Below are 18,758 nucleotides of genomic sequence, written 5' to 3'. Positions count from 1 at the left end.
CCAGCCGCCCCCGCCTTGAACGGACGATACCGCCATCCTCACCGGGATGGCGGTGCCTCTGCCAGATCCGTCATGACACGATTCCGGCCGGCGGCTTTTGCGGCATAAAGCGCCTGATCTGCGCGCCGCAAGGTATCTTCGATGGTCTGGTCCTCAGACGCCAACATCGCCAGGCCAATACTGACGGTAACGTGAACCGGCTGGTTGTCCTGCACCAGCACCGATAACGCTTCTATTCTCTCTCGAATCCGTTCTGCCACCAGCAACGCCCCATCCAGCGGCGTATTGGGCAGAATGACGGCAAATTCCTCCCCGCCAATCCGTCCCAGCAGATCAAACCCCCGCAGGGTACTGCTGCACTCTGCGGCAAAGCGCATCAGCACCTTGTCACCGGCGTCGTGCCCCCAGGTATCGTTGACGCGCTTGAAGTAATCCAGATCCAGCATCAACACCCCCAAGGGCTCATTGAAGCGCTTGGCACGGCTGATGCTGCCGTAGGCCAGTTCCAGCAGATAGCCCCGATTCGCCACGCCGGTCAGCGGGTCGAGCGTCGCCTTGCGCCAGAGGGTTTCCTGCTCAACCTTGCGCTGGGTGATGTCATCCAGCGCAATCAGGTAAGCCGGCTCACCTTCACACTCCACCTGGGTTGCTGCCAGAGAAGCCCAGAACACCTCACCACTGCCCCGCTTCAGACGAATTTCATAGTCATGCAGGGTGTGCTCCTTATCCAGCTTTGCCGCCAGCTCGGTGGCTTGCTCGTTGCGAGAGACATAGCTAAAGAGCGGATGGTCAATAATGTCTGCCAACGCCACCCCCAGCAGCTCCCCCACAGCGCGGTTGGCATAGAGCACCAGCCCATTTGCCCGCACCATCAGCAGAGGCGTGGGCATGGTTTCAACCACAAAACGAAAGCGCTGTTCCTGCTGCTGTAATCGGGATTGCTGGCGGGCAATCGCTGCAACCAGTTCGGTCTCGCGCCAGCCACGGTAAATAATGGCCAGCAAGAGCAAGGATGAAAGCATCCCACCCAGTACATAAGCCAGCGCCTTATGCCGCCAGGCTCGCAAACCAGCTTCCTCTCCGACTCCAACAATGACCAGAAATGGCGCCTCCTCCAGCCGTTTGAAGCCATAACTACGAATGCGTTCATCCAGTAGCCCGACCCCTCCGATCACGTCGTCGCTACGGGCATTGACCCATTGAGCGATCTGACTCTTCAAGGGCAGGGGCTGACCAACCAATTCGTGGTGATCAGGCCGGCTGGCAAGCAGACTCAGGTCATCCCGCACCAATGCGACGATGTCATCGTCGGATAGCTCAACCCCCAACAACAGCTTCTGCAGCTGCTCGGTTCCAAGGTTGGCGACGGCAACACCAGTGAACTGATGCCCCTCGCCCAGCCGGAGCCCTACCGCCAATCCCGTGCCATCAATCGCCGGGCCAAATGCCAGCGACTGGCCTGGGTTTTCAGTCAGGGTACGGAAGATCGGGTGATTTTTCAGTGAGCGTTCCGGCCCGGCGCCAGAAGTCAGGATGAAGCGACCATCCGGACCGATCAGGCCCAGCTGGTCAACGCGGGAATAGTGTTCGAGCTTGGCCGCCAGCAGCTTTTCTATCACTTGATGGCGCTCGGAAGACATTGATGACACCTCGGCCAGCTCTGCTGGCCCAAGCGTATCGCCAATGTCATCAAGAATCAGTCGGATTTCACGCAGATTGCCGGAAAACCGCTCGGCCATCAGATGCGCCAGATTGCGGGCATCGACCATGGTTTTCAGCTGGGCATCGGCATGATTTTGCCGCAGCTCATGGAAGATCAGGGCGGCCAGAACCATCACCACCAACCCCGCCCACGCCAGCGGCTTGCGCGCGCGTGAAACGAAGCGCACCAACTGATGACTCAGGCCGGTCGTGTCATTGTCGGTAGCAGATGAACGATATAGCGTTTGCATGGAGAGCGTCCCGGCATGCCTTCCGCGATTATAGGAGCCGGGCAGCAATGCCGCCTCTAGCATTCAGCCCGGCCTGGCCAGCAGTGCTGCGGGACCGCCCCGCTCCGGACGCCCGTTATTCTGCTAACCAGCGCGCAGCGTCGAGTGCGAAATAGCTCAGTACTGCGTCAGCGCCGGCGCGCTTGAAGGCCAGCAGCGATTCGAGCGCCGCTGCCCGTTCGTCCATCCAGCCATTGGCCGCAGCCGCCTTGATCATCGCAAACTCGCCGGAGACCTGATACACAAAGGTCGGTACGCCAAATTCATCTTTGACCCGCCGCACAATATCGAGGTAGGGCATACCTGGTTTGACCATCACCATATCGGCACCTTCGGCCAAGTCCATTGCGACCTCCTGCAAAGCTTCGTCGCTATTGGCCGGGTCCATCTGATAGGTGTACTTATTGCCCTTGCCCAGATTGGCAGCAGAACCGACCGCCTCGCGAAACGGGCCGTAGAACGCCGAGGCATACTTGGCCGAGTACGCCATAATCCGGGTGTGGATATGCCCCTGATCCTCCAGCAACTGACGAATGGCGCCAATGCGACCATCCATCATGTCAGACGGCGCCACAATGTCAGCCCCTGCCCGTGCATGGCATAGCGCCTGCTCGCCCAGCGTACGCACCGTCTCGTCATTCAGCACATAACCATTGGCATCAATCGCACCGTCCTGGCCATGACTGGTATAGGGGTCAAGGGCCACATCGGTGATCACCCCCAGTTCTGGAAACCGTGCTTTCAGACCGCGCACGACGGTTGGAATCAACCCTTCGGGGTTGAACGCCTCTTCTCCACCCGGCGTTTTGCGCGAGGGATCAATTTTGGGGAACAGCGCCAGCGCTGGTACCCCAAGCGCCAAAGCCTGCTCGGCCGTGTAATACAGCTTATCGAGCGTCTGGCGCTTGATCCCTGGCATGGCGTTGATGACTTCTTCCTGACCCGAACCTTCGATCACAAAAACCGGGTAGATCAGATCGGCAGCAGTCAGCGTGTTTTCGCGCATCAAGCGGCGGGAAAACTCATCACGACGCATACGGCGGGGGCGGCTGAACGGATAGCGGCGATCAACTTGCATGGCAGATTCCTGGCTGTTGAAAAAATGACATTGTACGGCGCAAACCCGCATTGCGACGCCGACTCCCCGGCATCGTTACGATCAATGTGCCTCTTCCCAGTTGGCGCCCTCGCCCACCTCGGCCAGAAGCGTGACCTTGAGGTCGGCCACACCGGCCATCTTCTGCGGCAAAACTTCGCGCACGACCGCCAGCTCGGCTTCCGGCACCTCCAGCACCAGCTCATCGTGTACCTGCAGCAGCAGTCGGGACGTCAGCTTCGCGTCATCCAGCCAGTTCTGCACTGCCACCATCGCCAGCTTCACCAAGTCGGCCGCTGTGCCTTGCATCGGGGCGTTGATCGCTGCCCGCTCAGCCCCTTGTCGCCGCCCCTGATTGGAGGAACGAATCTCAGGCAACCACAGACGCCGGCCAAACCAGGTTTCGACATAACCCTGCGCACGGGCAGACTCGCGGGTGCGTTGCATATACTCGGCCACACCGGGGTAGCGGGTGAAATAGCGGTCGATATATTGCTGTGCCGCGCTACGTTCGATTTCCAGCTGTGCCGCCAGACCAAAGGCTGACATGCCGTAGATCAGGCCAAAGTTGATTGCCTTGGCGTAACGCCGTTGCTCGGCACTCACCTGATCGCGCTCCAGGCCGAACACCTCAGCCGCCGTGGCACGGTGGATGTCATCGCCACGCTCGAACGCCGCCAGTAATCCTTCATCCCCCGAAAGATGCGCCATGATGCGCAGCTCGATCTGCGAATAATCGGCCGAAACAATGCGATAACCCGGAGCGGCAATAAACGCCCGACGTACCCGCCGCCCCTCCGGGCTGCGGATCGGAATGTTCTGCAGATTCGGATCATTACTGGCCAGACGCCCCGTCACCGCCACCGCCTGGGCAAAGTTGGTATGAACACGCCCCGTCTTCGGATTGATCATCAACGGAAGCTTGTCGGTGTAAGTTGATTTGAGCTTGGACAGGCCACGGTGCTCCAGCAGGCGTTTGGGCAAGGGGAAGTCCCGCGCCAGCTCCTGCAACACATCCTCATCGGTCGAAGGCGCGCCCTTGGGCGTCTTTTTCACCACCGGCAATTTCAGCTTGTCGAACAAGATCTCGCCGATCTGCTTGGGCGAGCCCAGATTGAAAGGCTGCCCTGCCAGTTCGTGCGCCTGTTGCTCCAGTTCCAGCATGCGGGTTGCCAGTTCATGGCTCTGCCGCTCCAGCTCCGCTTTATCAAGCAGAACGCCGTTACGCTCCATCCTGAACAGCACCTCTCGCGCCGGCATTTCAATGTCGCGATAAACCGACTGCAGCCGGCCACCTGCGGCCAGCCGCTGGCTCAACGCCTGATGCAGCTTGATGGTGACTTCGGCATCTTCTGCCGAATAGCGGGTGGCGGTATCAAGGTCTACTTCATCAAAGCCGATCTGCTTGGCACCTTTGCCGCAGATATCCTCATAGGCAATGGTTTTGAGCCCCAGATATTTGGCCGCGAGGTCGTCCATATTGTGGCGCTCGGTACTATCGAGCACATAGGACTGCAGCATGGTGTCCTCGGCCACGCCGGCCAACGCAATGCCGTGATTGGCGAATACATGCTGGTCGTATTTGAGGTTCTGCCCGACCTTTTTACTGGAAGGGTTTTCCAGCCACGGTTTGAGTGTTGCCAGTGCCAGATCAAGCGGAATCTGCTCCGGCACACCGGGGTAGCGGTGTGTGAGCGGCAAATAAGCGGCTTCGCCGCTCTCCAGTGCAAACGAGATGCCCACAATCTGGGCCTGCATCGGGTCCAGCGAGGTGGTTTCGGTATCCACACTTACCAAATCCGATGCGGTGATTTTCTGCAGCCAGTCCTCCAGCTGCCCCGGCTGCAGCAGCATCTGATACTGACGCGCCAGCTCAACCAGCTCGCCACTGGGCAACATCGGCTGGGCCAGCTCATCGGCCGCTGCACCCGGTGCGGCGCTGGATACCACAGTGCCGGCATCCCCCTCGCCCGCCTGCAGCTCGCGCAACCAGGTTTTGAATTCATAGGTCTCGAACAACTGCCGCAACGCCGCCTTGTCTACCGGGGTCGGCACCAGCGATTCAAATGCCTTGGGCAATTCGGCCGATAAATCCACATCGCATTTGATCGTCACCAGTTTGCGCCCCATCGGCAACCAATCCAGCGCCTTGCGCAGATTCTGGCCGACCACACCGCCGACTTCATCCGCCCTGGCAATCAAGGCATCAAGATCCCCAAACTGCGTCAGCCACTTCACTGCCGTCTTGGGCCCACACTTTTCAACGCCCGGCACGTTATCGACGCTATCGCCAACCAGAGTCAGGTAATCCACGATGCGATTGGGCGGCACCCCGAATTTGGCCTCCACGCCAGTCGGGTCGAGGCGCTCCTCGGTCATGGTGTTGATCAGGCTGACGTGTTCATTCACCAGCTGCGCCATGTCCTTGTCACCGGTCGAAATGGTCGTTGCGATCCCGGCCTTGCTGGCCTGAACAGCCAGTGTGCCGATCACGTCATCCGCCTCGACACCGTCTATCATCAAAATCGGCAGGCCCAGTGCCCGCACGGCAGCATGGATGGGTTCGATCTGTGTCCGCAGGTCATCCGGCATCGGTGGGCGGTGGGCTTTGTACTCGGGATACCACTCATCGCGGAAGGTCTTGCCCTTGGCATCGAAGACGCAGGCGATAAAATCAGCCGGATGTTCCTTGACCAGTCGCCTTAGCATGTTCACCATGCCGTAGATAGCGCCAGTTGGCGCTCCGGCGCGGTTTCTCAGTTCGGGCAGGGCATGAAAGGCCCGGTACAGATAAGACGAGCCGTCAATCAGAACCAATGTTTTCATTCGCGTCGCTCCTTTGCTCGCGTAAATGGCGGGCAGAAGCGGCCGTCAACAGGACCGTCCTGCACAATGACTTTAAGAGATAAGTTGCCGAGGGAAACCGACCCGGCCGCAATGGCCACCGCCCAAGCCTACCGGGCGCGCGAATCATGGCGGGTGTTCGAAATCATGGCGGAGTTTGTCGAGGCCACCGAGCGCCTGCAAGCGATCCAGCCTGCCGTCAGCATTTTCGGCAGCGCTCGCACCCCGCGTGACCACCCCTATTATAAGCTGGCCGAAGACATTGCCCGCCGCTTATCCGACGCGGGCTTTTCGGTGATCTCGGGCGGTGGGCCAGGCATCATGGAAGCCGCCAACAAAGGGGCTTACTACGGCAAGTCCCCGTCTGTCGGCCTGAATATCCAGTTGCCGCACGAGCAGCATGGCAATCCATATCAGGATGTCAGTCAGACTTTCCGCCACTTCTTCGCCCGCAAGGTGATGTTCGTCAAGAATGCAACCGCCTACGTGGTCATGCCTGGCGGCTTTGGCACGCTGGACGAGTTGACTGAAGCGCTGACGCTGATTCAGACCGGAAAGAGCCGCAAGATCCCCATCTTTCTGGTGGGGAGCCATTTCTGGAGCGGCATGCTGGAATGGATGAAGAATACGCTGGCAAACGAGAAGATGATCGACATCCGGGATCTGGACCTGATGCAGGTGGTTGATGAGCCCAAAGCCATCGTCGATGCCATTTTCAAATTCTACGAGACGCGAGGTTTCGCGCTGTCTCCCGCTGAACGTGAAATGCAATTGAGCCTCTAAACCGTACGTCTTGACCGCCCTGCGCCCGTCGAGGCGGATGGGCGGTCTATACTTGGTCGATTAGACGTAAAAATGGGCCAACAACGCCTAGGCTACTTGGACCAGATCAAGGACATTCCTCATGAACCTGCTTGCCCGTTATCTGCTGATGGCCGGGGCGCTGACTGTTGCCGCATCGGCCCTGGCAGCCGATGCTCCGCCCGAACCGCCAAAGGTGAACGTGCCGCCGCCACCACCGATTCCTGCAGACGATGAGTCGGTGCCAGAGCCGGACATCAGTATTTCGCAGCGCGAGGACGCCACCGCCACCGAATACCGGATCAATGGCCGCCTATACATGATCAAGGTCAAGCCCAAGGTCGGGCCAGAGTATTACCTTGTTGATGATCGGGGCGATGGCAACATGATACGAAGGGATGCCATCGACTCGGGTTTTCGCGTGCCACGCTGGGTTATCAAACGATTCTGAGCCTTCTATGTCTGTCTACACCCCCATCACCCCGGATCAGCTGCGCGAATGGCTGAAGAGTTACTCCATCGGCCAGCTGCAGGCGCTGCAAGGCATCGCATCGGGCATTACCAACACCAATTATTTTGTGAGCACCACGCACGGCCGGTATGTGCTCACCCTGTTTGAAGTGCTCAAGCAGCATGAGCTGCCGTTCTACGTCAATCTTCTGGCACATCTGGCACATCACGGTATCGCGGTGGCGGCGCCGATCGCCAATCTGCGCGATGAGTACATCGACGAGCTGGGTGGCAAGCCAACCTGCATGGTGACCTGCCTGCCCGGCGATGTCGCCGAAGACCCCACACCCGAGCAGTGCGAAGCGGTAGGTGCCATGCTGGCTGAGATGCATCTGGCCGCCCAGACCTACCCAGCGCGCATGGCCAATCCACGCGGTCCGGAGTGGTGGAATCGCACAGCGCCACAGATCTACCCGCACATGAACAGCGCCGATGCCGCCCAGCTGCGGGCAGAAGTGCAATTCCAGACCAAGCATCGGTTTACCCATTTACCATCCGGGGTCATCCATGCCGATCTGTTCCGTGACAATGTCTTGATGAACGGCCAGAAAATTGGCGGCTTCATTGACTTCTACTACGCCTGCAATGATGTGCTGATCTACGACGTCGCCATCACGCTGAACGATTGGTGCTCGTTGCCGGACGGCGACATCGACGCTACCAAGGCGCGCGCGTTGTTGAGTGGCTATCAGTCGATCCGCCCCTTCACGCCCGACGAACACGAAGCCTGGCATGTTATGTTGCGCGCCGCTGCATTGCGGTTCTGGGTGTCGCGGCTGTACGACTTCTATAAGCCGCAAGCGGGCGAGCTGACCTACACCAAGGATCCAGCCTACTTCCAGCGCATTATCAGCCAGCACGCCAACCGTCAGCCCGATCAGCTATGGCTCTGACTTTTCAGGACATCGAGCAGCATCGCAACTATCTGCTGCGCTATGCCATTTTCCAGCTACGCGACGAGACTGTTGCCGAAGACGTGGTGCAGGACACCCTGCTGGCGGCGGTGGAAAAACTAGAGGCCTTTGCTGGCCAGTCCAGCGTCAAGACCTGGCTGACCGGCATCCTCAAGCACAAGATCATTGATGCACAGCGACGCATGGTGCGCGACCCTCTGCTATTGGACGCGAGAACGGATGAAGACGGGGATCTATCCGACTTTGATTCCCTATTTGATACTCAGGGACATTGGGGGTCGGACGCCCCTCGCAGCTGGCAAAGCCCGGACCAGTCACTCTCCGATCAGCAATTCTGGAAAGTGTACGAAGAATGCGCCCGACGCATGCCTAAGCGTACGGCGATGGTCTTTGCCATGCGCGAGATGCTGGGACAGGAAATCGACGACATCTGTAAGAACCTCGACATCACGGCGACCAATTGCTCGGTACTGCTTTACCGAGCCCGAATGAGCCTGCGTCTGTGTCTGGACAAGCATTGGTTCGGCGGGTCGCCTCTGGAGAAGACATGATGTTGAGCTGCAAGGAAGCTACCCGACTCATGTCCATGCAAATGGACAGGGAACTCAGTATGGGCGAACGCTTGCAGCTGGCCTTGCATCTGACTGCCTGTGCCGGTTGCCGCAACTTTCGCAAGCAGATTGGCTTTCTGCGTACGGTCACCCGAAAGTTTGGTGACCAGATCGACGATAGCAAATAAAGCCTATGTAACCTTGGCAAGCATCGGCAACAGCGTTTACATCGACAGAGCCCGCCTCCACCCCCCACCAATAGCCCTGGCCGCAGCCAGCACTTCATCCCGAGCAAAATCCGGCCGCTTGCCCGTTCGGTAAGCCATCATCACCTCCCAACACCACACTGGCAAATCAGCCAGCCGGAGCTTGACCAGCGCCCCGGCCTGCAATTCACGCAGCACACAAACCTCAGGCATGAACACAACGAAGTCGTGCTCCAGCGCCAATTCCCGCGCAGCAACCGAAGGCTGATTGAGATGCAAGGGCTGCGGACTGGCACGGCAAGCTCGAATCTGCCTGACCAACTCATCGCACTCATCCCCCCAGCGTTGGGGCGAAATACGATAGGGCGCGACATCGCGTAGGCTGAGTCCCCCCGCTTGCGCCAAGGCATGACGGGGCGCCACCACAGCAACGATCGGCGACCGCGCCAGCAACTCCAGCTGAATCCCAGCAACTGCGGGCCGGTTCAACACAAATCCTACCTGCAACTCCCCCAGTAGCAGCTGCTCCATGATGGCGGGTGAGTGATCACTCTTGCAGTGGATCTCCATCGGCGCTTCAGCCAGCGCTGCAAGCAAGGGTCCGAAGATGACGGATGCCAAGGATGGCAGGCAGGCAATGTTGGCAACCGGCAAGGCCGCCGCCCCCTGAATGGCCAGACGACCGGAATCGAGCTCTGCCAGAGCCCGTCGTGCCGCTTCAATGTAAACCTCACCAGCAGGCGTCAGGCTGGCACCACGCCGATGCCGTTTGAACAACGCCACGCCCAGTTCGGCCTCCAGCATGGCGATGCGCTGACTGACTTGCGGCTGCGACCAACCTCTGACCGCTGCGGCCTGACTAAAGCTGCCACGTTCGTCTACATCAACCAGCAGCTGCAAATCGAGCAAATCTATAGCCATAAAGAATTCTTATATGAAGTATTACAAGAAATAGTCTTCTATGATGCCAGACTGCCCAGCAAAATCATCAGCTTGGTTGGGAGAAGTTGTCATGATTGCAATATCCAAGATTCGACGTCAGGGAAAGATTTTCATCCTGGCCGACAACATGCTGGTGGTGTTCGGTTTCTTTGCCGTGTTTCCGTTGATCAGCCTGCATTTCATAGACCAGCTGGGTTGGGCTGCCAGCCTGGTTGGCATGTCCTTGGCTTTACGCCAGTTTGTTCAGCAAGGCTTGGCCATCGGCGCCGGCTCATTAGCCGATCGCTTCGGTGCCAAGCCACTTATCGTTGCGGGCATGTTGTTGCGGGCCGCAGGCTTTGTCGTGATGGCGCAAGCCCACACACTGTGGTGGCTCGTCATCTCTTGCTTATTGTCCGGCTTGGGCGGTGCGCTGTTCGACCCACCTCGCGCCGCACTGATTGCTAAATTCACGCGCCCTGCCGAGCGTAACCGCTTTTATGCCCTACTGATTTCCTTGGAAAGCGCCTGTGCCGTTGGCGGCGCCTTGGCGGGAGGCTGGCTGTTGCGCTTTGATTTTGCCTGGGTCGGCTGGATGGGCGGAATGGTCTTCACGCTGGCGGCACTCGGCAACGCGGTGCTGATCCCCAACTATCGGGTTTCAATCCGGCGCTCGCAGCTACTGCATGGCATTGGCCAAGTATTGGCCGACCGACCATTCCGTAATTTCGTGCTGACACTCAGTGGATATTACTTGCTGGGCGCGCAGATCATGCTGCTGGTGCCGATCACACTCAAGCAGTTATCAGGCACCAGCGAAGCAGTCAGCTGGATGTATACGCTCGACACCTTGCTGTCGTTGGCCTTGCTTTATCCACTGGCGCGGCTGGGGGAAAAATATGCCTCGCTCAACACAAGGATCAGCCTCGGCCTAGCACTGATGACTCTTTCGATGCTGATGCTGGCCTTTACCCATACCTTACCGCTGGTATTTGTGCTGCTTGCGCTGTTTTACATTGGAAGCATCGTGGCCGAGCCTGCCCGTGAAACCCTGATTGCGAGCCAAGCCAACCCTCACCATCGTGCCACCTATATGGGTTTCAGCAAAATCGGCTTGGCACTTGGCGGTGCTGCAGGCCATATCGGTGGCGGCTGGCTATACGACCTTGGCCGAATCCACGGCGAGCCTCGTCTGCCGTGGCTGGTGCTTGCTTGCATTGGGGCTACGACCTTATTGACGCTGCAATGGCAATTCCGCCGCCGCAGCCGCCTTGTGCCTGCCCGAGCCTGATCAGTCTGGTGCGGTTGCCTGTTCCAGCACCGTCAACCATGCCATTGCTGCAGAGCGATCGGCACCACACATTTCGAGAGAAGGTTGCAAACCCCCGCAACAAGCAGGGCGCTCGGGCAAACCAAATATTTTGCAGCGCAGATCAGCATCCAGCTGCACACAGGCTACGCCAGCCGTTTTGCCTTGCGGCATGCCAGGAATCGGTGAACTAATGGAAGGCGCGGTGCAACAGGCTCCGCAGTGTGCGCGACATTCAGGCATGGGAAGTGGATGATTGGTAGCAGGAACAAACCAAAAACAATATGGCCAGCAAAGCGCTGGCCATATATTGTCTCAGTCAAACTCGGGCGGGCGTTATACCGTTTTGATCTTGAACAGTCGCTGTAGCGGATTTTTGGTATTCGGACCAAACCAACGATCAAAAATCTTCTGCGCCGAACCATCGCGCTCCATCTCGATAATGGTGTCGTTCACTTCTTTACGCAGGCGGGCTTCCCCTTTACGGACTGCAATGCCATAGATTTCGAGCGAAATGGTCACGTTCGGGATTTCGTAATCTTTCTTGTTTGCCATTCCATTGAGCAAACCAGCCAGAATAGGCTCATCAGTGGTGACGGCATCCAGGCGGCCGCTTTCCAGTGACTTGAATGCTTCCGGGTAATCATCAAACAGCACTACATTGGCGTTCGGCATTTCCTTGCGCACCTGCTTTTCAGACGTCGAACCCTTGACGGTCCCAATCGACAGATTGGTCAAGTCCTCAATCGAGTTGACCTTACCCTTGCGCACAACAAATTTCTGACCGGTAACAAAATAGCCGTAGCTGAAATCAACCTGCTTCTCGCGCTCCGGGTTTTTGGTCATCGTGGCAATGATCATGTCAACTTCACCCGCCTGCAGTTTGGGAATACGCTCTGCTGAATCGACCGCTTTCACACTCAATTTCACATTCAGCCGCTTCGCAATGGCTGCCGCAAAGTCAATGTCGTAACCCGAAATGGTATTGGTCTTGGGGTCCAGCACACCAAATGGTGGCGTGGCATCTTTCACCCCGACCACCAGAACCCCCTTCTTCTTGATGTTGTCCAGGTCATCCGCCCAAGCAGGCAAGCTCAGAGCCATCACAGTTGCGGTTGCTACGATCCATTTGTTCATTCAAGTCTCCTTGAGTCATGGCTGCCCACACAGGCCTTCCAATCAGCATAGGCTTATCTGGTAGGGCAAAAAAGGTCGGGGGTGCTGGGGTATCAGTCAGGCCCGTTCGTCTGAAAGGACGCGCCAGCAGGCCTTTGTATCGCCAGCTCGTTTATCAGAAATCTCTAATAAACAATGCCCGGCAGTGTAACAGCGGGCGCGATTGCTGCCGAGACAATTGCATTGCAAATATTTGATCAACAAAAGAAAAAGCCGGCTTTGCCGGCTTCTTCATACTCGCTGACACGCCAGAAATTAAGCTGTCACCGACTTGCGAGCGATTGCACGAAAGCCAATATCCTGACGATATTGCTTGCCCTCGAAATGAATCTGTTCCACCACATCGTAAGCACGTTTCTGAGCGATCCGCACACTGTCACCCAGCGCAGTCACGCATAGCACTCGCCCACCCGCAGTCAGCGCACGGCCTTTGTCGTCCAGAACCGTGCCAGCATGAAACACGTGAGCATCCTCGGGCACGCCGGCCGGACCGGTGACAAGATCGCCCTTGCGCGGCGATTCGGGATAGCCTTCTGCCGCCATGACCACCCCCAGCGCCACGCGCCGGTCCCACTCTGCATCAACCTGATCCAGAGTGCCATTGACGCCATGCTCCACCAGCTCCACCAGATCGGACTTCAACCGCATCATGATGGGCTGCGTCTCCGGGTCACCCATGCGGCAGTTGAATTCAACCACATTGACACTGCCATCTTCACCCACCATCAAGCCGGCGTAGAGGAACCCGGTATAGGAAACACCGTCACGCGCCATACCTGCCACTGTCGGCAGGATAACTTCGCGCATGGCCCGTGCATGTACGGCCGGCGTCACCACGGGTGCCGGAGAATAGGCCCCCATTCCCCCCGTATTCGGGCCTTCGTCGTTATCTCGCAGACGCTTGTGATCTTGCGAACTGGCGAAGGCCAGCACATTGCGGCCATCCACCATCACGATAAAGCTGGCTTCTTCTCCCACCAGAAAATCTTCGATCACGACTCGAGCCCCTGCATCGCCCATTTTGTTGTCGATCAACATGGTATCGATAGCCGCATGAGCCTCGGCCACAGTCATGGCAACGATCACGCCTTTGCCGGCGGCCAAGCCATCGGCTTTGATAACGATAGGTGCGCCTTTGAGATCAATGTAGGTGTGGGCTTCCGCAGCGACGGAGAAGGTCTTGTACTGGGCGGTGGGAATACCATGCCGGATCATGAAGTCCTTGGCAAAATCCTTCGACCACTCCAGCCTGGCGGCAGCCTTGGTGGGACCAAAAATCTTCAAGCCCTCGGCGCGAAAGGCATCGACCACGCCTTGGCTCAGCGGTGCTTCTGGCCCTACCACGGTCAGGGCAATATGCTCACGCCTTACCAAATCAATCAGGTCAGGAATCGACGTTACCGGCACATTAACCAGATTAGGTTCTTGCGCCGTGCCGGCGTTGCCTGGCGCGACGAAAACCTTGGCCACACGCTCTGACTGCGCCAGCTTCCATGCCATGGCATGTTCACGGCCACCAGAACCAATAACAAGTATGTTCATTTAATTACCTCGGCAAGCTGTACCTTAAACATCCAGCACTTCTTGCGTGATTGCAAACTCAGAAACCCGGATTGACCGGGCATGAATATGCCCCGCCCGGCAGATTCACACCCGCTCCGACATCAATCAGTGGCGGAAGTGCCGCACGCCAGTCACCACCATGGCAATACCGTGTTCATCTGCAGCGGCGATGACTTCTTCATCACGCATCGAGCCCCCCGGCTGCACGATTGCGCTGACGCCATTCTCGGCAATCACATCCACGCCATCACGAAACGGGAAGAAGGCGTCACTCGCACAAACCGAACCTTTGAGATCAAGCCCGGCGCTCTTGGCCTTGATGGCAGCAATTCGGGTTGAGTCAACACGGCTCATCTGTCCAGCGCCAACCCCCAGAGTCTGGCCGCCACCGCAAAACACGATGGCATTGGATTTAACGAACTGCGCAACCCGCCACGCAAACAACAAATCATTCATTTGCTGCGGCGTTGGTGCTTTCTTGGTGACGACTTTGAAATCGGCGGTCGTTATCTTGTGAACATCTGGCGTCTGTACCAGCAAGCCACCACCAACTCGCTTCAGATCGAAGCGGTTGGCACCTGCAGCCAAGGGGATCTCCAGCACCCTTACATTCTTTTTAGCTGCAATGATCGCTTTGGCTTCTTCAGTAAACGCCGGAGCAATCAGCACCTCCAGAAACTGGCCGGTCACGGCCTCAACCGTCGGGGCATCGACTTCCCGATTGAACGCGATGATGCCACCAAAGGCGCTTGTGGTATCAGTCGCAAATGCCAGTTTGTACGCAGTCAGTGTATCGAGTGCAACGGCCACGCCACAGGGGTTGGCATGCTTGACGATCACACAGGCGGGCTCGTCAAATGCCTTGACCGCCTCCCAGGCAGCATCCGCATCAGCGATATTGTTGTAGCTAAGCTCCTTACCCTGAAGCTGCCGGTATCCCGCCAAACTGCCTGCGGCCGGATCAAGATCACGGTAGAACGCGGCACTTTGATGGGGATTCTCGCCATAGCGCATGTCCTGCACTTTCTCGAACTGCAGGTTCAGCCGGTTTGGATAAGCCAGCTTCTCCCCCTCGTCGGTCAAAGCCGTCAGATAGTTGCTGATTGCACCATCGTATGCCGCAGTGTGACTGAATGCCTTCTGCGCCAACCGCCGCCGGGTAACTGGACCCAGGCTGCCATGATTGACACGCATTTCTTCGACCAATCCCGAGTAGTCCGCCGCATCGGTAACAATCGCCACGAATGCGTGGTTCTTGGCCGATGAGCGCACCATGGCAGGGCCTCCAATGTCGATGTTCTCGATAGCATCGGCAAAGGTGCAACCGGGTTTTGCAATAGTCGCCTCAAATGGATAGAGATTGACGCAAACCAGATCGATATTGCCAATATCGTGCTCTTGCATCACCGCAACGTGCTCGGGCAGATCGCGACGCCCCAGAATACCGCCATGAATCTTCGGGTGCAGGGTCTTGACCCGACCATCCAACATCTCCGGAAACCCGGTGTAGTCAGCAACCTCAATGACTGGCAGGCCAGCATCAGCCAGCATTTTAGCGGTACCACCCGTTGACAGGATTTCGACACCAAATCCGTGTAAAGCTTGAGCAAACGCTAGAACACCGGTTTTATCGGAAACACTAATCAGTGCACGCTGGATTTTGACCATGATGGCTCTCTATTACAGGGGAGATAAAGACAATTCTCATGTCGATAGCCACAGACTATCGATATATGACATTCTCGTCAGGGCTGGTGCCGTGTTACACCGGGCTGCCGCTGGCACTTGGCAATCAGCGCCAATGGGTATTCGTTCCAGATCAAACTACTACAGAATAAATTGAAGAGTCGTCGAACAGAGTTCGAGGCGCCCATAACGCCCCCAGGCTTGGCAAAGTCTGGTAATCAAGACGCTATCGACCATGCCCACAGCCTCTTTCACAGTAGATTGTGGATTTGCATTTTCTTCCGCAAAGTATTGCGGTTGATGCCAAGCAGCTCGGCGGCACGGGTCTGGTTGCCGGAGGCTTTGGCCAAGACCAGCTCCAGCATCGGCTTTTCAACGCAGGCCAGTACCATATCGTAAATGGCGCTGGGCTCTTCACCATCCAGATCCTGAAAATATTGCTCCAGAGCATCTTGAACAGCTTGAGACAGTAGATCGTTTTTTGTCATTTGCGGGACAACGGAAATTAGGGTTGCGGATTCAGGCAGCTTGGACAATGTCTTGTTCTTCATACACAAGACATTCGCTCTGGCTGCCCAGCTCGGCAAAGTACTTGCGTACGGCAGCAATCTGCTCGACCGTGGTTTCCAGCGCATACATACGCGCCCGGAATTCATTGCTGCCACGCAGACCACGGGTGTACCACGCGATATGCTTACGAGCGATGCGGCAACCGGAATACTCACCGTGAAACCGGTAGTGGTCTTCCAGATGCTCGATCAGGATGTCGTGAATCTCCCGCACCTTTGGCGATGGCATAAACTTGCCCTCACGCAGGTAGTAGTCAATTTCCCGGAAAATCCACGGCCGGCCTTGTGCAGCCCGACCGATCATGATGCCATCGGCGCCGGTGTATTCGAGTACCTGCCGGGCACGCTCGGGCGTGGTGATATCGCCATTGGCAATGATCGGAATCCGCGCCGCACGTTTTACCTCACGAATCAACTCAAACCGGGCTTGGCCGGTATACATATCTTCACGAGTACGGCCATGCAGGGCCAAGGCTGCGATGCCACTTTCCTCTGCCAACCGAGCGATACGCAGGACGTTTTCCTCACCATTACGGAAGCCAAGCCGGGTCTTGAGCGTAACCGGCACCTCCACAGCGCTCACAACTGCGTCTAGGATGCGTGCCACTCTGGCTTCATCTTGCAGCAAGGCAGATCCCGCCAGGACATTGCAGACCTTCTTGGCCGGGCATCCCATATTGATGTCGATGATCTGCGCGCCAGCCGCAACGTTGCGACGCGCCGCCTCCGCCAATTGCTCGGGATCAGCCCCAGCAATCTGTACGGATACCGGAGCGAGCTCACCTTCGAAATTAGCCCGCCGCCGGGTCTTGGCGGTACCGTAGAGCTGGGCATTCGACGTCAGCATTTCGCTGACCGCATGCCCAGCGCCTAAACGCTTGCAAAGCATACGGAACGGCCGATCGGTAACCCCTGCCATCGGGGCGACAATCAGTTGATTTTTAAGGGTGTAGGGTCCGATGCGCATAGTAAAGCCGTAGAAAGCAAAACCGCCGGAAAACGAAGAGAGATTCGAAGTCCAGCGGTTTAGTTGCGCATTTTACCTGTCTGCCATGCCTGCGCGAAGGAGTTTCGCTTAATTTTTCGGCAAATACCGATAGCCACCACACTATCGGCACCTGCATCAGCACCAGAAATACTGTCAGACTGCCAAACCAACTATCGCCCCAATAGGCAAATTCCTTGGCTTACTCGGTCAATTTACGCTTGAGCAGATCATTGATAACCGCCGGATCAGCTTTGCCTTTTGCGGCCTTCATGCACTGACCAACCAATGCATTGAAAGCTTTTTCCTTGCCTGACTTGAACTCTGCCACCATCGCGGCATTGGCAGCCAACACCTGATCGACCAATCCCTCAACAACACTGGAATCGACTGGACGTACTCCCAGCTCGTCTATCAGTTGATCTACAGACTTGTCTGACTCCCACAATACCTTGAACACATCCTTTGCAGCCTTGTTGTGGATGGTCCCGTCCATGATTCGTTTGATCAATGAGGCCAAACGCTCGCTCGATACCGGGCTCTGTGTGATTTCTTTCTCTTCCCGGTTCAACGTGGCAGCGACCTCGCCCATGATCCAGTTGCTAGCGAGCTTGGAGTCCGCCCCCGCTGCGACAGTTTCCTCGAAATAGTTAGCCAGGGCCTTGCTGCTGGTCAGGGTTTGCGCGTCGTAAGCGGGCAGTCCGAATACCGACTGGAAACGGGCTTGCATTGCTGCAGGCAACTCCGGCAACTCGCCACGAATCTGCTCAATCTGCGCCTCATCGATCACCAGTGGTGGCAGATCCGGGTCAGGGAAGTAGCGATAGTCATGCGCATCTTCCTTGGTTCGCATGACGCGCGTCTGGCCAGTTTCAGGGTCAAACAATACGGTGGCCTGGACTATCTTCTTGCCATCCTCCAACTGCTCCACCTGCCAATTGGCTTCGTACTTGATCGCCTGTTCCAGAAACTTGAAGCTATTAAGGTTTTTGATCTCGCGACGCGTCCCAAACTCGGCTTGTCCCTTAGGCCGGACCGACACGTTGGCATCTACGCGGAAGCTTCCTTCCTGCATATTGCCGTCACAGATACCGATCCAGGTCACCAAGCTATGCAGCGCCTTGGCATACGCCACCGCTTCAGCAGCAGAACGCATGTCCGGCTCCGACACGATTTCCAGCAGGGGGGTACCTGCCCGGTTGAGATCAATACCACTCATGCCGTGGAAATCTTCGTGCAAGCTCTTACCGGCATCTTCTTCAAGGTGGGCTCGTGTCAGCCTTACCACCTTGTTTTCATCACCAACGCGGATGGTAATCTCGCCACCTTCCACCACCGGCAACTCGAACTGGCTGATCTGATAACCCTTGGGCAGATCAGGGTAGAAGTAGTTTTTACGAGCGAATACCGACTTGCGATTTACCTTGGCACCAATAGCCAACCCAAAGCGGATGGCCTTCTCGACGGCCGCCTTGTTCATGACCGGCAACACTCCGGGCAAGGCAATGTCAACCGCACAGGCCTGCGTGTTGGGTTCGGCGCCAAAGGCAGTACTCGCCCCTGAAAATATCTTGGTTTGGGTCGAAAGCTGGGTGTGGATTTCCAGCCCGATAACAACTTCCCATTGCATCGCTAT

At 57.2% G+C, this 18,758-nt stretch carries 17 protein-coding genes; 6 read left to right on the top strand and 11 right to left on the bottom strand.

Going from position 1 to position 18,758, the window contains the following annotated elements; genetic code table 11:
- Nucleotides 1–38: 38 nt before the first annotated feature.
- From PZA18_RS13070 to polA, 3 genes are all read right to left on the bottom strand, one after another.
- Complete coding sequence (locus PZA18_RS13070) at nt 39–1,952, bottom strand: sensor domain-containing diguanylate cyclase (protein ID WP_284101294.1); 1,914 nt, start codon at nt 1,950–1,952, stop codon at nt 39–41.
- A gap of 115 nt (nt 1,953–2,067) precedes the next feature.
- A complete protein-coding gene (gene hemB, locus PZA18_RS13065) occupies nt 2,068–3,069 on the bottom strand; it encodes a porphobilinogen synthase (RefSeq protein WP_284101293.1) in 1,002 nt (333 codons plus the stop codon).
- 81 nt (nt 3,070–3,150) lie between these two features.
- Nucleotides 3,151–5,913 (bottom strand): DNA polymerase I, encoded by a 2,763-nt coding sequence (gene polA, locus PZA18_RS13060; RefSeq protein ID WP_284101292.1) that lies wholly within the window; start codon nt 5,911–5,913, stop codon nt 3,151–3,153.
- 66 nt (nt 5,914–5,979) lie between these two features.
- On the opposite strand from polA, the gene PZA18_RS13055 reads away from it, so the two are divergent.
- The 5 genes from PZA18_RS13055 (at nt 5,980) to PZA18_RS13035 (ending at nt 8,895) form a co-directional block, all read left to right on the top strand.
- Nucleotides 5,980–6,714, top strand: coding sequence for an LOG family protein (locus PZA18_RS13055; protein WP_284101291.1), 735 nt, complete (start codon nt 5,980–5,982; stop codon nt 6,712–6,714).
- Between the two features lie 121 nt (nt 6,715–6,835).
- Complete coding sequence (locus PZA18_RS13050) at nt 6,836–7,183, top strand: DUF2782 domain-containing protein (RefSeq protein WP_284101290.1); 348 nt, start codon at nt 6,836–6,838, stop codon at nt 7,181–7,183.
- A 7-nt stretch (nt 7,184–7,190) separates the two neighbouring features.
- Nucleotides 7,191–8,135 (top strand): homoserine kinase, encoded by a 945-nt coding sequence (locus PZA18_RS13045; protein ID WP_284101289.1) that lies wholly within the window; start codon nt 7,191–7,193, stop codon nt 8,133–8,135.
- Nucleotides 8,126–8,707: a sigma-70 family RNA polymerase sigma factor gene (locus PZA18_RS13040; RefSeq protein ID WP_284101288.1), complete on the top strand. Its 582-nt coding sequence runs from the start codon at nt 8,126–8,128 to the stop codon at nt 8,705–8,707. Before PZA18_RS13045 ends, PZA18_RS13040 begins: the two co-directional genes overlap by 10 nt.
- The gene (locus tag PZA18_RS13035) at nt 8,704–8,895 is read left to right on the top strand and encodes a zf-HC2 domain-containing protein (protein ID WP_284101287.1); all 192 of its coding nucleotides are present in this window, start codon (nt 8,704–8,706) and stop codon (nt 8,893–8,895) included. Before PZA18_RS13040 ends, PZA18_RS13035 begins: the two co-directional genes overlap by 4 nt.
- 36 nt (nt 8,896–8,931) lie before the next feature.
- Here PZA18_RS13035 and PZA18_RS13030 read toward each other — a convergent pair whose 3' ends face one another.
- Entirely contained in the window at nt 8,932–9,834 is a 903-nt protein-coding gene (locus PZA18_RS13030; protein ID WP_284101286.1) for a LysR family transcriptional regulator, read from the bottom strand.
- Nucleotides 9,835–9,925: 91 nt separating this feature from the next.
- Between PZA18_RS13030 and mdtH the strand changes: the two genes are divergently transcribed.
- Nucleotides 9,926–11,125, top strand: coding sequence for a multidrug efflux MFS transporter MdtH (mdtH, locus tag PZA18_RS13025; RefSeq protein ID WP_284101285.1), 1,200 nt, complete (start codon nt 9,926–9,928; stop codon nt 11,123–11,125).
- On the opposite strand, the gene PZA18_RS13020 is transcribed toward mdtH, so the two are convergent.
- The 7 genes from PZA18_RS13020 to gatB all read right to left on the bottom strand — a co-directional run bounded on the left by PZA18_RS13020 (nt 11,126) and on the right by gatB (nt 18,752).
- A complete protein-coding gene (locus PZA18_RS13020) occupies nt 11,126–11,386 on the bottom strand; it encodes a YkgJ family cysteine cluster protein (protein WP_284101284.1) in 261 nt (86 codons plus the stop codon). It lies immediately after the preceding gene.
- A 93-nt stretch (nt 11,387–11,479) separates the two neighbouring features.
- The gene (locus PZA18_RS13015) at nt 11,480–12,280 is read right to left on the bottom strand and encodes an ABC transporter substrate-binding protein (RefSeq protein ID WP_284101283.1); all 801 of its coding nucleotides are present in this window, start codon (nt 12,278–12,280) and stop codon (nt 11,480–11,482) included.
- A 294-nt stretch (nt 12,281–12,574) separates the two neighbouring features.
- On the bottom strand, nt 12,575–13,861 hold the full coding sequence (gene purD, locus PZA18_RS13010; RefSeq protein WP_284101282.1) for a phosphoribosylamine--glycine ligase: 1,287 nt from the start codon (nt 13,859–13,861) through the stop codon (nt 12,575–12,577).
- A 126-nt stretch (nt 13,862–13,987) separates the two neighbouring features.
- Nucleotides 13,988–15,550 (bottom strand): bifunctional phosphoribosylaminoimidazolecarboxamide formyltransferase/IMP cyclohydrolase, encoded by a 1,563-nt coding sequence (gene purH / locus PZA18_RS13005; RefSeq protein WP_284101281.1) that lies wholly within the window; start codon nt 15,548–15,550, stop codon nt 13,988–13,990.
- A 269-nt stretch (nt 15,551–15,819) separates the two neighbouring features.
- On the bottom strand, nt 15,820–16,056 hold the full coding sequence (locus PZA18_RS13000; protein WP_284101280.1) for a helix-turn-helix domain-containing protein: 237 nt from the start codon (nt 16,054–16,056) through the stop codon (nt 15,820–15,822).
- 31 nt (nt 16,057–16,087) lie between these two features.
- Complete coding sequence (gene dusB, locus PZA18_RS12995; RefSeq protein ID WP_284101279.1) at nt 16,088–17,104, bottom strand: tRNA dihydrouridine synthase DusB; 1,017 nt, start codon at nt 17,102–17,104, stop codon at nt 16,088–16,090.
- A gap of 220 nt (nt 17,105–17,324) precedes the next feature.
- Nucleotides 17,325–18,752, bottom strand: a complete 1,428-nt coding sequence (gene gatB / locus PZA18_RS12990; protein ID WP_284101278.1) for an Asp-tRNA(Asn)/Glu-tRNA(Gln) amidotransferase subunit GatB — start codon at nt 18,750–18,752, stop codon at nt 17,325–17,327.
- Nucleotides 18,753–18,758: the final 6 nt, after the last annotated feature.

Source organism: Parachitinimonas caeni (genome assembly GCF_030129945.1).
In the GTDB taxonomy this organism is placed as follows: Bacteria; Pseudomonadota; Gammaproteobacteria; order Burkholderiales; family Chitinimonadaceae; genus Parachitinimonas; species Parachitinimonas caeni.
The sequence above is the reverse complement of the archived record's forward strand: the minus strand, read 5'-3'. Positions and strand labels throughout refer to the sequence as shown.

Bases quoted from the DNA above. Each gene is read 5' to 3' on its own strand.
- PZA18_RS13070 (WP_284101294.1), bottom strand. From the start codon at position 1,952: ATGCAAACGCTATATCGTTCATCTGCTACCGACAATGACACGACCGGC.
- hemB (WP_284101293.1), bottom strand. From the start codon at position 3,069: ATGCAAGTTGATCGCCGCTATCCGTTCAGCCGCCCCCGCCGTATGCGT.
- polA (WP_284101292.1), bottom strand. From the start codon at position 5,913: ATGAAAACATTGGTTCTGATTGACGGCTCGTCTTATCTGTACCGGGCC.
- PZA18_RS13055 (WP_284101291.1), top strand. From the start codon at position 5,980: ATGACTTTAAGAGATAAGTTGCCGAGGGAAACCGACCCGGCCGCAATG.
- PZA18_RS13050 (WP_284101290.1), top strand. From the start codon at position 6,836: ATGAACCTGCTTGCCCGTTATCTGCTGATGGCCGGGGCGCTGACTGTT.
- PZA18_RS13045 (WP_284101289.1), top strand. From the start codon at position 7,191: ATGTCTGTCTACACCCCCATCACCCCGGATCAGCTGCGCGAATGGCTG.
- PZA18_RS13040 (WP_284101288.1), top strand. From the start codon at position 8,126: ATGGCTCTGACTTTTCAGGACATCGAGCAGCATCGCAACTATCTGCTG.
- PZA18_RS13035 (WP_284101287.1), top strand. From the start codon at position 8,704: ATGATGTTGAGCTGCAAGGAAGCTACCCGACTCATGTCCATGCAAATG.
- PZA18_RS13030 (WP_284101286.1), bottom strand. From the start codon at position 9,834: ATGGCTATAGATTTGCTCGATTTGCAGCTGCTGGTTGATGTAGACGAA.
- mdtH (WP_284101285.1), top strand. From the start codon at position 9,926: ATGATTGCAATATCCAAGATTCGACGTCAGGGAAAGATTTTCATCCTG.
- PZA18_RS13020 (WP_284101284.1), bottom strand. From the start codon at position 11,386: ATGCCTGAATGTCGCGCACACTGCGGAGCCTGTTGCACCGCGCCTTCC.
- PZA18_RS13015 (WP_284101283.1), bottom strand. From the start codon at position 12,280: ATGAACAAATGGATCGTAGCAACCGCAACTGTGATGGCTCTGAGCTTG.
- purD (WP_284101282.1), bottom strand. From the start codon at position 13,861: ATGAACATACTTGTTATTGGTTCTGGTGGCCGTGAACATGCCATGGCA.
- purH (WP_284101281.1), bottom strand. From the start codon at position 15,550: ATGGTCAAAATCCAGCGTGCACTGATTAGTGTTTCCGATAAAACCGGT.
- PZA18_RS13000 (WP_284101280.1), bottom strand. From the start codon at position 16,056: ATGACAAAAAACGATCTACTGTCTCAAGCTGTTCAAGATGCTCTGGAG.
- dusB (WP_284101279.1), bottom strand. From the start codon at position 17,104: ATGCGCATCGGACCCTACACCCTTAAAAATCAACTGATTGTCGCCCCG.
- gatB (WP_284101278.1), bottom strand. From the start codon at position 18,752: ATGCAATGGGAAGTTGTTATCGGGCTGGAAATCCACACCCAGCTTTCG.